We start from the raw sequence: 12,166 nt of genomic DNA on the forward strand, positions 1-12,166 counted from the left end.
CGAGTTTTTCGTTGGTGTAATAAGAGAAAGTCAGGGTTCTTAAGGTTGAGACGCTGAAAGTGGTTGCTTCGTTGACATCTGCCCGGTTACGTGCATGGGGTGAGAAGACCAAACCCGCACGCCCGCCGCTGCCCGATTTGTCAGACCGCCACGAAGAAGAACGGCTCAACGAGTGCTGGCCGGCAGCGCTGGAGATGCCCGGCTTGTGGCCACAGCTTCACCAGCACTCATCGGCGTCAGCAACGCGAAAAACAGTTCCGCGAATTCGTTGAATTCATTACCGACACTGAACCCAAACGTCGCCTAACCGGCTCTACTCGGACGTGGGATCGCGATCACGCTTGGTGTTGGGATACCCGCCCGATCTGGGACATCACCGGAGAGGTTCATGACCAGATCTTCATCGACGGGACCTACATCGCTCACGGCTGGTGCGTCTTGGTGGCGGCTACCACTGACGGTGTTATCGCCTACCAGCTATGCGCCAAAGAATCCAAAGCCGCCTACACGGCCTTACTGTCGCGTATCCCTGCTCCGGCCGTGGTCACCACCGACGGGGACCGCGGGGCCCTGGCCGCGATCAAGGCCTGCTGGCCTACCAGCCGCCTGCAACGGTGCCTAGTCCACATCCAGCGCAACATCCGCACCCTGACCACCACCCGCCCCAAGACCGACCAGCACAAGGCCCTATACAAACTGGCCTTGGACCTGACCAAGATCACCACCGCCGACCAAGCCATCGCCTGGCAAAAAGGCCTCGCAGCCTTCCACACCCTCTACGACACCTAGCTGGCCGAACGCACCTACAAGGCCACTGTCGCCCCCTCACAGATCCCGCGCTTTGCCCAGAACAACAAGTCCTGGTGGTATACCCACCACGCCACCAGGCGCCTGGTCAGAGCCTTAGACGGCTACGTCAAGGCCGGGGTGCTCTTTACCTACCTCGACCCCACCACAGGCGCGACAAGCCCCCTGGCCTCAACCACGAACTCCTTAGAAGGCGGGACGAACGCCGTGCTGAAGACCTACCTACGAGCCCACCGCGGCCTATCCGAAGAGCACATGAAGACCGCCCTGGACTACTTCCTCTACACCCGCTCCATCGACCCCCAACCCCTGGCCACGTTCATCAACAACACCCCCGCCACCACCAAGCCCAAACCCGAACCTGAGCCCGACGGGCCAGCCTACATCGACAACGCCATCAACACCCAAGCCCCCTGGGACGACGGCCTGACCATCCACCAAGGCTGGGCAGGACACTAACGACACGCCCGGATAAGACACATTTTTTGTCTATTAACCCTCAAACGCAACCACCACTTCACACGCTTCACCTTGCGCTCGTTGAAGAAAGTCGCCCTCGAATTTCGCCTCATTGCTATCGGACACAACATAAGAAAGGCACACATCGCCAACCAACACCACGAACAAGCCAACAAGAACTAAGGCCAGGGGCCCAGGCTCACCCCACAAGCCCAAGCCAGCACCCCCGCAACAAAAACAAGGGATGGCTGGAAGCCTCAACACGCTTCCAGCCATCCCAAACAGGACTAGTGATACAGCCCCAATCTGTACCCCGTACCGGATTTGAACCGGTGTTACCGCCGTGAGAGGGCGACGTCCTAGGCCGCTAGACGAACGGGGCCTGATCCCTTGCGGGTGAACCAGCGAGCGAACTCGCGGTTTCGCTGGGGTACCAGGACTCGAACCTAGACTAAATGAACCAGAATCACTCGTGCTGCCAATTACACCATACCCCATGGCGCTACTCCTCAGGAGTGCAACGAATAGATATATTACGCAGGCGCATGCCTCCACGCAAATTTCCGGACGTGAAGGGAATCACGCCGGCTGTCGACTATACTGACCCCAATGTTTCTGCCATGGAAGGAGACGTATGAGAATCCGCCGCGAGCCACGCACGCTCCCCTGGGGTCCCTCGCGAGTCAAGGTCTTCCCCGGTCACCTTGGCCGCGCAGTCGCCCGCCGACTCATCTACAACGCGCGCTTCTTGCTCGATGATCCCGGCGCGCGTCCCGCCTGGGCGCGGTGGCTACCCGAGGTGCCCTTCGTCGAGGCGATACCCACCGCCAACTCCTCACTGCTCACTCGATTCGTTGGCGATGTGGCCGACGACGACCTCCCACAGATCCCGACCGCGGCCTCGTCACTGCCGGAGGTCACCGCTTTCATCCGCGCCTACCACGCCGCCGCGATCGCCTGGTTGACGGCCGCCGACGCGGCCGGCGCGATCACGCCCGCCGATGTTCAATGCGCGATCAGCGACGCCACGGTCGGTTACGCCTTCGGCGATTTCGAACTGATCTGCGTCGATTCGCTTGCCACACCCGTACAGCGCGCGACCACTGACGCGCTCTTGGCCCGCTTTCTCAAGACCGTTCCGTGGGGCGCCCACCCCGTCGCCTACGTGGCCGCCGAGCCCGGCAGGGCTCGGCGCAACATTCGCGCCGGCGAACCCAGCCTCAGCGACTACCAGTGGGAGATTGCCTCCCAATCTCCACGCGAGATGTGGATCGCCTACGACCCCGTCAACCCCGAGATCTTCGTCCCCAACCCCGAGGTCGCTATCGTCTCCACGTGTGAGGTCTACGGCGACGACGCCGGGGATTTCGAGGTCAACCACCGCGCCGCCCTCATCCGCGAGGACCTGCGCGTCTACGAGATCACTAGCACCGACGACGCCGCCGCGCTCATCTCGCGTTACCCCATCCGGCTCGCGGGAGACCCGCAGCTCTACGACGAATGGGCGGGTCTCGAGGCTCCAATTGACTACGTCATCGATTGGGAGGCCCTCGCCCGCGACTGGGACGGGGTGCGCCTGGGAGTACCAGCCGCGCTCGAGGTCGGCTACGTGCCGTTGCGCATCCGCGCCGCAGCCGGCGAGGGCACGGGCATGATCACGGGCTGGACGCCGGGATCGACACTGTATGTGCGCGACCCCGTAGCCAGGTAGAAGGTAGCCAGGTAGAAGGCAGGGCGACCCGGGCGAGCCGCCCCTGCCTCGGAGAGCCTAAAGCGTGGCGCGGAAGCGGCGCAGGCGCGCGAGCGTCTCGTCCTTTCCGAGGATCGCCATCGAGTCGACCACGGGCAATGACACGTTCGTGCCCGTCACGGCCACGAAGAGCGGCTGGAAGGCCAGGCGCGGCTTGAGCTCGAGGGCGGCGACCACGTGCTCGTCGACGCCGGCCTTGATGGCGTCGACGTCCCAAGACTCGGGCGAGATCTGTTCGAAGGCTGCGATAGCGGCGTCGAGCGCGGCGGGTGCCGAGTCGCGAAGCTTGGCTACGGCCTTCTCGTTGTACTCGATCTCGCCCGCGCTGATAAAGAGGAAGCCCATGAGCGCGGGCGCCTCGCCGAGGAGCTGGATACGGGTCTGGACGAGCGGGGTGGCGGCGTCGAGGAGACGACGTTCTTCGACGTCGGCGGCCGCGTAGGATTCGGCGTCGATGATGCCTTCGCGCTTCAAGAACGGCACAAGACGGTCGCGCAAATCGCTCACCTCGAGCATGCGGATGTGCTCGGCGTTGATGGCCACGCACTTCTTGTCGTCGAAGCGGGCGGGGTTGGGGTTGACGTCGGCCACGTCGAAGGCCTGTGCCATCTCCTCACGGCTGAAGAGGTCACGGTCCGCGGCGATCGACCATCCGAGCAGGCCCAGGTAGTTGAGCAGGCCCTCGGGGAGCATGCCGCGGTCGCGGTGCAGGAGGAGGTTGGCTTCGGGGTCGCGCTTGGAAAGCTTCTTGTTGCCCTCCCCCATGACGTAGGGAAGGTGGCCAAACAACGGGGTCTCCTTCGCCACGCCGATGGCCTTGAGTGCATCGTACAGCACGATCTGGCGCGGGGTGGACGAGAGCAGATCCTCACCGCGAAGCACGTGGGTGATCTCCATGAGTGCATCGTCTACCGGGTTGGTCAGCGTGTAGAGCGGCTGACCGTTGCCGCGCATGATGACGTAGTCGGGCACCGAGCCGGCCTTAAAGGTGATCTCGCCGCGCACGAGGTCCGTGAAGGTCACGTCCTCGTCCGGCATGCGGATGCGCAGCACCGGTGCGCGGCCTTCGGCGCGGAAGGCCTCCTTCTGTGCCTCGGTCAGGTCGCGGTCGAAGCCGTCGTAGCCGAGCTTCGGGTCGCGGCCAGCCGCGCGGTGACGGGCCTCAACCTCCTCCGGGGTGGAGAAGGACTCGTAGGCGTATCCCGCCTCCAGCAGCTTCGCCGCCACGTCCTTGTAAATGTCCATGCGCTCGCTTTGCCGGTAGGGGGCGTGCGGGCCGCCGACCCCGATGCCCTCGTCCCAGTCCAAGCCGAGCCAGGTCAGGGAGTCGATGATCTGGTTAAAGGATTCCTGGGAATCACGCTGGGCGTCCGTGTCCTCGATACGGAACACGAAGGTGCCGCCGGTGTGGCGGGCGTAGGCCCAGTTGAACAGGCAGGTGCGCACCATGCCGACGTGCGGCATGCCGGTGGGAGACGGACAGAAGCGGACGCGGACGGATGAATGTGAAGTGCTCATAGTGTCTTAAGGCTACTCTGGATAGAGTAGAAACATGAATTTCGATCAGATCACCATCGACCAGCTACGCGCCGCCGGCTCCCTCAAGTGGAGCGCCCACCCGGATCAGATCGGCATGTTCGTCGCTGAGATGGACCTTGGAATCGCGCCCGCTGTCCGCGACGTCCTCACCCGCTTCGCGGGCCTGCCCGGCATCGGCTACCGCTCGGCCGCCGATTCGCGAGCGCTGGCGGAGGCCACCGCCGCGTGGATCTCCTCCATCTGTGACTTCTCGCCCTCTCCCGACGCCGTCCACGCCGTTCCGGACGTGGTCTCCTCGGCCCGCTTCGTCATCGACGCGCTCACGACGCCGGGCTCGCCCGTCATCTTGCCCACCCCGGCCTACATGAGCTTCGTCGAGCTGGTTCCGACGATGGGTCGGCCGCTCATCGAGGTTCCGTCGGTGCCGGTGGGCGGCCAGCTCCAGCTGGACCTTGACGGGATCCGTGCCGGTTTTGAGGCCGGCGCTCGAATGCTTATCCTCGTCAATCCTTCCAACCCCACCGGGCGGGTGTATTCGCGCGCCGAGTTGCAGGCACTTGCCGCGGTGGTGGGCGACTTCCCGGAGGCCGTCGTCTTTTCCGACGACATCCACTCTCCCTTCGTCCTCGACGGCGAGTACGTCCCCTACGCCTCCATCTCGGATCAGACCGCGGCCCACACCGTCATGGCGATCGCCGCCTCCAAGGGGTGGAATATCCCTGGACTCAAGTGCGCCCAGCTGGTGGTGCCGAGCCCCGCGCTGGCCAAACGTCTGGAGCCGTCGCTGGGGTGGGCGAAGAGCATGACCTCCACCATCGGTTCGGCCGCCGCAGTGGCCGCCTACAGCGACGGTCGGGAGTGGATGGCCGACGTCGTCGACTATGTGCGTGGCAACCGTGACCTTTTCGCCGCCGCCGTTGAGCGCTGGCCCGGCGTGACCATGGAGCACATGGAGGGTACCTACATCGCCTGGCTCGACTTCGCCGGCGCCATCGAGGCCGGCGCCGTCGGCGAGCCGGTAGCCGAGTGGTTGGGCGCGAACGCCGGAGTCGCCATGACGCCCGGCGCGTCCTGCGGGGCCGGATACGCCGCGCATGCCCGCGCCATCCTCGCCACGCCGCGCCCGGTCCTGCGTCAGGCGATCGAACAGATCGACCGGGCGCTCGGGCTGTAGCCGTGGCTGGCCGCCCACCAGCTAGGGCGCACCGGCCCGAGTAGATGCGACGGTGGGCCGCAGGAGGCGACGCTAGAGTTGACGAGCGTTGCCTCCTGCGGCTTTTACAGTGCGATCGTTATCCTTCGCTGCGACAACGCCTCACAAGAAGCGCTCCGAGCGCCGTCACCGCCGCGCCGAGGGCTCCGAGGCCGACGACGCCGGCGCCCGCGTGGGCCAGGCTCTTCTCGCTCTTGCCCGCCTTAGCCGGGGCCGATGCGACAACCGGGTTTTTCTGCGTCGTGCCATCGACCATCGGAGCTTGGGCGCCGGCCTTATGCTCCTTGGAGCCAACCTTTTGATCAGGGCTAGGGGTCACGGCCGTATCCGTTTCAGGTGCCGGCGCCTGCTCCTTGTCTCCTTCAAGCTTGTCTTTACCTTCGGGGTTGCCGGCATTGCCGCCCTCAGGCGCCTCCGGCTGACCGGGCTGCGCGCCTGGCGCGGGCGTGTCGACGTCGTCGGCCGGGATTGCCCAGCCCCGATAGACGACGTTGTTCTTCACAACAAAGTAGTCGGCGTGGTAGCCGCGGATGCCAAGAGGCGAGAGCACGCGCAGGGTGTAGCGGCCGTTCGGGAGGTCTCCATCGGGTAGCGTGACGGACCCGCCGATCGCGCCCTTTGCGTCGACGGTCAGCTCGCCCTTGGCGATCTCATTCCCGTCTGGCCCAAGCACCGAGGCGGGCAGCGCGCCGGGCTCGGTGAAGCCGGAGGCGTTCGGCTCCATCGCCGTCGGCCCGACCTTAACCGTCCGCCCTTCCACACCCACGATCTCAAACGCGGAACGCGGGCTGTCGATCAGCGTGCCGGTGTAGGTGGTGGCTCGCTTGGAGCTCTCGCCCTGGGCCACAAGCGTAAAGCTCTTGGCGCCGGCCGGGCGCTGCGGTAGCCACTGGTCGAGCGTCAGATGGCCGGAGTCGTCGGCGTTGGCGCGGGTGATCTCGGTGGCCTCTGCCTCGCCGAAGGACATCCTTACGACGACGGTCTCGCCCGGCTCGTACGGCCCGGCCTTAATGGGCAAAGCGTTGGCCGGGGCGTGGGTGGTGAGCGTCACGCGTTCGCCGGGGTTAGGCACGAGGCCGTAGAGCGGGTCGCCGGAGTAGCTCACCCACATGTTCGACCTCGTCAGCTCGACGTCCTTGGTGACCTTGCCCAGTTCCTTCCCGTCGCGCATGTTGACGCACCTCGCGGTGAGCGTATAGGTGCCGGCGGGCCATGTGGAGGCGTTCGTGCTCTCCTTGCGCGACTGTCCCCGGACAGTGAGCGCCTCGGTGCCGCGCGAAAGAGAGACCTTGACCGTCTTCTTATTCAGGACGGAGCAGCCATCGACCTTCCAGCTGAGGGTCCGGCCGTGCTGAGTCTCGCCGAAGGCGAGCTCGGCGATGACCGGAGTGTCGGATGCCTTCTCCCCCGCCTTGGGCTCACCCTGTTTCGGGTCTTGCGGCTTGGGGGTGCTCGGAGCCAGCCAGCTACCCAAGTCGTCTCCGGAGGGGGCCTTGATCTCTGGGTCGGCCGGTTTCGAAGAGCCGGGAGCGAGCCACTCGCTTAGATCCGAATGACCCGCTTCGGGAGCGGCCGGCTCCGTCGACTCAGCCTTCTTTGACTCTGGGGCTTTATCCTCCGGAGTCTTAGGCGTCGCGGGCTTCGGGGTCGGAGCGAGCCAACTACTCAAATCGTCCCCACTCGGGGACGCGGTCTCCTTCTCGGCGGGTGGCTGACTACCCGGAGCCAGCCAACTGCTCAGATCCGAATCAAACGGGGATGTCTCGGCCGCTGTGGCGGTGGCCGGCATGGCGATTCCCCCGATGAGGAGGGCTGCGGAGGCTGCCGAGGCGATCTTTCGTCGCATGCTATTCCTTTCGTCGTGAAATTGCGTAGGTAAGGCTACCCTAACTTCATCGAGGTTGGTGCTGACGACGTCATACCCAGGTATCGAATTCGCCCTTGCGACCCGCAAACCACCCCGCTCCGCTCTGAGCCTTCCGGCTAGCTCAGATCGGTGCGGCCCGCGAGCTTCGCCGCCAATTCACTGCGTGACAGGGTTGCGCAGATCTCCGATCCCCTCCACCGAGCACACGACCTCCATGCCCGGGCCCGCCGGAATCGACGGGAAGGCGGCACCCGTAAGGATGATGTCGCCAGGCAGGAGCGTGAACATTGACGAGGCGAGCGCAACAAGCTCCGGGACGGAACGGGCTAGGTCGGCCGTCGTGCCCCTCCCCTTGACCTCGCCGTCCACCGACAGCGTGATCTCCAAATCCGAGACATCCAGGGCTGTGACGATCACCGGACCGATCGGGCAGGAGGTGTCAAAGCCCTTGGCCCGCGCCCACTGCAAGTCGGACTTCTGGGTGAGCCCGTCCGCGACGTCGTTGCCCACCGTGTAACCGAAGATAACCTCGTTTGCACGCTCGAGCGGAACATCCTTGCATAGTCGGGAAATGACGACGGCGAGCTCGGCCTCGTGGATGATGTTCCCCGACCACGCCGGCGCCACGATCGGCACGTTCGGCCCCACCACGGCGGTGTTCGGCTTCAAGAAGGTGGTCGGAACCGCGGCCGGATCCGGGCGGTAGTCGGGGCGATTGTAATTATCGCCGAAGCCGATCACCTTCGAGCGCGGGAGCATGGGCGCCACAAGGTTGGCGTCGCTCGCGGAGACGACCTGTCCCGTCGGGTTGATCCCGGCATACAGAGGGTCGTCCGCAAGCACGTGATAGTTGCCGGTGGCCTCGTCGACGACGGCGAAGCGAGGGCCCTGATCCAGAGAAAGTCGCGCGATCTTCATACGCCCATCCTAGCGCCGCAGCATCCCCCAACACCGGCCCTTTGGCGTCGTCTCCACCCGCCGCCTGTGTCGCGTGCCCCACGCCGGCAAATCACCCCGCACCCCACGTCTAGTTACGGTAACGTAGCCTTTAGTTACGCTGGCGTAGCATTCGTCGACTGAGGGGGAAACATGGTCAAGAAGCGTCGAGGCGGTATCGTCTCCGGGAAGCGGTACGTCACGCCCGAACCCTGGATGAACATCCCCTGGCTCCTCACCCGCCGCCAGGAAGCCCATCCGGACCAGATCTGCATCGAGCGGCAAAGCACCCTCGGCGTCTGGACGCCGATGACCACCACCGAATACCTCGCCGACGTTAACGCCGTCGCCCGCGGCCTGGTCGCCGAAGGACTCAACGAAGGTGACGCCATTGCGATTTTCGCCGCCACCTCCTACGAATGGAGCCTCGTGGACATGGCGGCACTCAGCGCGGGCCTCGTCGTCGTGCCGATCTACGAATCCGACTCCGCCGAGCAGGTGCGCTGGATCCTGGAAAACTCAGCCATCCGCTTCGTCGTCACCGACACGCACGCCCAGCAGGCACTCGTCGAATCGCAGCGCACACCCGCCCTCGGCCGGGTCCTCGCCTTCGACCAAGACGCCCTCGTCAAGCTCTACGCCCAGGGTGAGACGATCGACCAGTCCGAGATCGACGGGCGCCGCAGCCGCCTCACCCTCGACACCCTGGCCACCGTCATCTACACCTCCGGCACCACGGGGCGCCCCAAGGGGGTCGAGCTCACGCACGGCAACTTCGTGGATATCACGTTGAACACCATTCCCCACATGCGCCAGGTCATCGACAGCCCCGAGACCCGCGTCCTCCTCTTCCTCCCCCTCGCCCACGTCATGGCCCGCTCCGTGTTCTTCTTCACGATCGCCGGGCGCGGCGTCGTCGGGCACACCCCCTCCATCAAGAACCTGATCTCCGACCTCAAGACCTTCAAGCCCTCCGGCCTACTCGTGGTGCCGCGCGTGCTGGAGAAGATCTACAACGCCGCCGAAGCCAAGGCCGGCTCCGGCCTCAAACGCAAGATCTTTAGGTGGGCGGCCAACGTCGCCGTCGCCTACTCCGAGCGCGGGCGCGGCCCCATCCGCTCACTCAAGCACGCGATCGCCCGCAAGCTGGTGTTTTCCAAGATCACAAACATCATCGGCGAGGACTGCCACTACGCCGTCGCCGCCGGCGCCCCGCTGGGCAAACGCACCGGGCACTTCTTCCGCGGGATCGGGCTGACGGTCCTCGAGGCCTGGGGCCTGACAGAATCTACCGGCGCCGCCACCGTCAACCTCGTGGACTCGATCAAGATGGGTACCGTCGGCGTGCCGATGCCGACCACCGAGATCAAGATCGACGACGACGGCGAAATCCTGGTTCGCGGCCCGCAGATCTTTCGCGGATACCAAAACAACCCCGAGGCCACGGCGGAGGCCTTCGATTCCGAGGGCTGGTTCCACACCGGCGATCTCGGCACACTCGATCGGCAGGGTTACCTCACCATCACCGGTCGCAAGAAGGAAATCATCGTCACGGCCGGCGGCAAGAACGTCTCCCCCGCCGCGCTCGAGGATCCGCTCAGCTCCCACCCGCTCATCTCCCAGGTCATTGTGGTGGGGGACAAGAAACCGTTCGTCGGCGCCCTCATCACGCTCGACGCCGAGATGCTGCCCGGCTGGCTTGGCGCCCACGACCTGCCAGCGATGGACGTCACCCAGGCAGCCCGCCACCCCGAGGTGCTCGCCTCACTCGAGCGCGCCATCAAGAAGACCAACAAGCGAGTCTCGCGCGCGGAGTCCATCCGCAAGTTCGCGGTCATCTACCCCGACCTGACCGTAGACAACGGGATGCTTACCCCCTCCCTCAAGGTCAAGCGCGAGGCGGTGGCGCGGCGCTACGCGCGTGAACTCAAGGCGCTTTACGGGGAAGGGTAGGGCGGCAAACGAAAGAAGAGTGCGCGAGGCGGGACTTGAACCCGCACGCCCGAGGGCACTGGAACCTAAATCCAGCGCGTCTGCCAATTCCGCCACTCGCGCTCAGCAGAAGTGTATCCTCGCCGCCACCCCATTCCAAAAACGAGGTGGCGGCGAGGGGCCGATGAATGTCTAGGCGGGGTCGATGCCCAGCTCGCGGCGCAGGCGCGCCACGTGCCCGGTGGCCTTCACGTTGTACAGCGGCAGGACAACCTTGCGGTCCTTACCCACCACCACGGTGGAGCGGATCACGCCCTCCACCTCCTTGCCGTAGTTCATCTTCTTGCCAAACGCGCCGTAGGCCCTCATGACGGCCTTGTCCGGGTCGGAGGCGAGCGGGAAGTTGAGCGACTCCTTGTCCACGAACTTGCGGATCGAATCCACCGAGTCGGGCGAGATGCCGATCACCGTGTAGCCGGCGGACTTCAGCGAGTTCTCGGAGTCGCGGAAGTCGCAGGCCTCAGTGGTGCAGCCGGGGGTCATGGCTCGTGGGTAGAAGTAGACGATCACGCCCTGCTCGGCGCGTTCGATCTCTTGGGACAGGGTGACGGGGCCGTCGACCGTATCCAGGGTAAAATCGGGGGCCTCCTGGCCCACCGTGAGCCGTACGTCAGACATGTTTCCTTCTTTCTGTTAGCTGTTCAGGAATAGCCTCAAGGTGATGAGCAAGATAAAGATGATGAAGCCGACGATCATCGGCACGATGCCCGCGACGGTGGGCAGCAGGAGGCCCGCTCCGAGCGCACCTGCGCCCACCCAATAGGCCGAGTCTTGGCGCCACCCCCACACGCCGGCGCCGACCGCGAGCGTCCCGAGCACGGCAGTGGCGATGAGCCCGGCCGCGAAACCGGCCATGGCGACGCTCACCCAGCCGATCACCAGCATGACGACGCAGAACACGAGCGCCACGCCCATCACAGGCCTTTCGTATTTCTCCACGGTTCCACTTTGCCACACCCCCGGCCCACGCGCGCGGGTGAGGCGTTCACCAGTGGCAAATTGTCCGAATCAACGCGGATTCTTCGCCTCGATGCTGGCACAATCGAAGTATGAGTGACGTTGCATCTTCCGACATGGGACCCTGGTTATCGCCCGAAGACCTCGCTTTTGTGCGCCGTAAGGTGCCGATTCTCTACGTCGACGCCGTGCCCGTTCGCCTTCACGACGACGGCTCGCTGGCCTCCGTGGGCCTGCTATTGACTGTCACCGACGAGGGCCTGACCCGCTCGCTCGTCTCCGGCCGCGTGCTCTACCACGAGAAGATCCGCGAGGCACTACGCCGCCACCTCGAAAAGGACCTGGGCGAAATGATTCTGCCCCAGCTTCCAACCTCGCTGGTTCCCTTCACGGTGGCCGAGTACTTCCCGACGCCGGGCGAGGGCTGGCACGATCCGCGCCAGCACGCCGTCTCCCTGTGTTACATCATCCCCGTGCTCGGCGATTGCAACGTCTCCTCCGATTCCCTCGAGGTCAACTGGTTCACCCCCGGCGAGCTACACACACCCGAGCTTCAGGCGGAGATCCTCCCCAAGCACCTGCCCGTCGTGCGCCAGGCGCTCGCGCTGCTCGGGCACGTCTAAGATTCCCACGGCGCAGGGGAAAA

General features: G+C 65.0%; 12 protein-coding genes and 3 tRNA genes. 7 read left to right on the plus strand and 8 right to left on the minus strand.

Features of this window, described 5'->3' with window-relative positions; all coding sequences use genetic code 11:
* Positions 1-99 precede the first annotated feature (99 nt).
* The 3 genes from J2S45_RS07090 (at position 100) to J2S45_RS11140 (ending at position 1,449) form a co-directional block, all read left to right on the plus strand.
* The gene (locus J2S45_RS07090) at positions 100-789 is read left to right on the plus strand and encodes an IS1/IS1595 family N-terminal zinc-binding domain-containing protein (RefSeq protein WP_307634304.1); all 690 of its coding nucleotides are present in this window, start codon (positions 100-102) and stop codon (positions 787-789) included.
* 138 nt (positions 790-927) lie between these two features.
* The gene (locus J2S45_RS07095) at positions 928-1,266 is read left to right on the plus strand and encodes a hypothetical protein (RefSeq protein ID WP_307634303.1); all 339 of its coding nucleotides are present in this window, start codon (positions 928-930) and stop codon (positions 1,264-1,266) included.
* A gap of 21 nt (positions 1,267-1,287) precedes the next feature.
* The gene (locus J2S45_RS11140) at positions 1,288-1,449 is read left to right on the plus strand and encodes a transposase (protein ID WP_407702506.1); all 162 of its coding nucleotides are present in this window, start codon (positions 1,288-1,290) and stop codon (positions 1,447-1,449) included.
* 126 nt (positions 1,450-1,575) lie between these two features.
* On the opposite strand, the gene J2S45_RS07100 is transcribed toward J2S45_RS11140, so the two are convergent.
* Together J2S45_RS07100 and J2S45_RS07105 are read right to left on the minus strand one after the other, a co-directional pair.
* A tRNA-Glu gene (locus J2S45_RS07100) sits at positions 1,576-1,648 on the minus strand.
* A 43-nt stretch (positions 1,649-1,691) separates the two neighbouring features.
* Positions 1,692-1,763, minus strand: a tRNA-Gln gene (locus J2S45_RS07105).
* A 137-nt stretch (positions 1,764-1,900) separates the two neighbouring features.
* On the opposite strand from J2S45_RS07105, the gene J2S45_RS07110 reads away from it, so the two are divergent.
* Positions 1,901-2,977 (plus strand): hypothetical protein, encoded by a 1,077-nt coding sequence (locus J2S45_RS07110; protein WP_307634967.1) that lies wholly within the window; start codon positions 1,901-1,903, stop codon positions 2,975-2,977.
* Between the two features lie 57 nt (positions 2,978-3,034).
* On the opposite strand, the gene gltX is transcribed toward J2S45_RS07110, so the two are convergent.
* The gene (gene gltX, locus J2S45_RS07115; RefSeq protein WP_307634968.1) at positions 3,035-4,534 is read right to left on the minus strand and encodes a glutamate--tRNA ligase; all 1,500 of its coding nucleotides are present in this window, start codon (positions 4,532-4,534) and stop codon (positions 3,035-3,037) included.
* 34 nt (positions 4,535-4,568) lie between these two features.
* Here gltX and J2S45_RS07120 point away from each other — a divergent pair, with 34 nt between their 5' ends.
* Positions 4,569-5,729, plus strand: a complete 1,161-nt coding sequence (locus J2S45_RS07120; protein ID WP_307634969.1) for a MalY/PatB family protein — start codon at positions 4,569-4,571, stop codon at positions 5,727-5,729.
* Between the two features lie 118 nt (positions 5,730-5,847).
* Here the strand turns inward: J2S45_RS07120 and J2S45_RS07125 are convergent, their stop codons facing one another.
* Complete coding sequence (locus J2S45_RS07125) at positions 5,848-7,614, minus strand: hypothetical protein (protein WP_307634970.1); 1,767 nt, start codon at positions 7,612-7,614, stop codon at positions 5,848-5,850.
* Positions 7,615-7,791: 177 nt separating this feature from the next.
* On the minus strand, positions 7,792-8,553 hold the full coding sequence (locus J2S45_RS07130) for a fumarylacetoacetate hydrolase family protein (protein ID WP_307634971.1): 762 nt from the start codon (positions 8,551-8,553) through the stop codon (positions 7,792-7,794).
* 171 nt (positions 8,554-8,724) lie between these two features.
* On the opposite strand from J2S45_RS07130, the gene J2S45_RS07135 reads away from it, so the two are divergent.
* Positions 8,725-10,524 carry an AMP-dependent synthetase/ligase gene (locus tag J2S45_RS07135; protein WP_307634972.1) on the plus strand — a complete coding sequence of 600 codons (1,800 nt, stop codon included), beginning with the start codon at positions 8,725-8,727 and terminating at the stop codon, positions 10,522-10,524.
* A gap of 20 nt (positions 10,525-10,544) precedes the next feature.
* Here J2S45_RS07135 and J2S45_RS07140 read toward each other — a convergent pair.
* The 3 genes from J2S45_RS07140 to J2S45_RS07150 all read right to left on the minus strand — a co-directional run bounded on the left by J2S45_RS07140 (position 10,545) and on the right by J2S45_RS07150 (position 11,502).
* A tRNA-Leu gene (locus tag J2S45_RS07140) sits at positions 10,545-10,626 on the minus strand.
* A 69-nt stretch (positions 10,627-10,695) separates the two neighbouring features.
* The gene (locus tag J2S45_RS07145; protein ID WP_307634973.1) at positions 10,696-11,181 is read right to left on the minus strand and encodes a peroxiredoxin; all 486 of its coding nucleotides are present in this window, start codon (positions 11,179-11,181) and stop codon (positions 10,696-10,698) included.
* Between the two features lie 15 nt (positions 11,182-11,196).
* Complete coding sequence (locus J2S45_RS07150; protein WP_307634974.1) at positions 11,197-11,502, minus strand: hypothetical protein; 306 nt, start codon at positions 11,500-11,502, stop codon at positions 11,197-11,199.
* A 110-nt stretch (positions 11,503-11,612) separates the two neighbouring features.
* On the opposite strand from J2S45_RS07150, the gene J2S45_RS07155 reads away from it, so the two are divergent.
* The gene (locus J2S45_RS07155; RefSeq protein WP_270975225.1) at positions 11,613-12,143 is read left to right on the plus strand and encodes a DUF4916 domain-containing protein; all 531 of its coding nucleotides are present in this window, start codon (positions 11,613-11,615) and stop codon (positions 12,141-12,143) included.
* Positions 12,144-12,166: the final 23 nt, after the last annotated feature.

Source organism: Trueperella abortisuis, assembly GCF_030811095.1.
Taxonomy (GTDB): domain Bacteria; phylum Actinomycetota; class Actinomycetes; order Actinomycetales; family Actinomycetaceae; genus Trueperella; species Trueperella abortisuis.

Bases quoted from the DNA above. Each gene is read 5' to 3' on its own strand.
- J2S45_RS07155 (WP_270975225.1), top strand. From the start codon at position 11,613: ATGAGTGACGTTGCATCTTCCGACATGGGACCCTGGTTATCGCCCGAA.
- J2S45_RS07145 (WP_307634973.1), bottom strand. From the start codon at position 11,181: ATGTCTGACGTACGGCTCACGGTGGGCCAGGAGGCCCCCGATTTTACC.
- J2S45_RS07120 (WP_307634969.1), top strand. From the start codon at position 4,569: ATGAATTTCGATCAGATCACCATCGACCAGCTACGCGCCGCCGGCTCC.
- gltX (WP_307634968.1), bottom strand. From the start codon at position 4,534: ATGAGCACTTCACATTCATCCGTCCGCGTCCGCTTCTGTCCGTCTCCC.
- J2S45_RS07135 (WP_307634972.1), top strand. From the start codon at position 8,725: ATGGTCAAGAAGCGTCGAGGCGGTATCGTCTCCGGGAAGCGGTACGTC.
- J2S45_RS07125 (WP_307634970.1), bottom strand. From the start codon at position 7,614: ATGCGACGAAAGATCGCCTCGGCAGCCTCCGCAGCCCTCCTCATCGGG.
- J2S45_RS07110 (WP_307634967.1), top strand. From the start codon at position 1,901: ATGAGAATCCGCCGCGAGCCACGCACGCTCCCCTGGGGTCCCTCGCGA.
- J2S45_RS07130 (WP_307634971.1), bottom strand. From the start codon at position 8,553: ATGAAGATCGCGCGACTTTCTCTGGATCAGGGCCCTCGCTTCGCCGTC.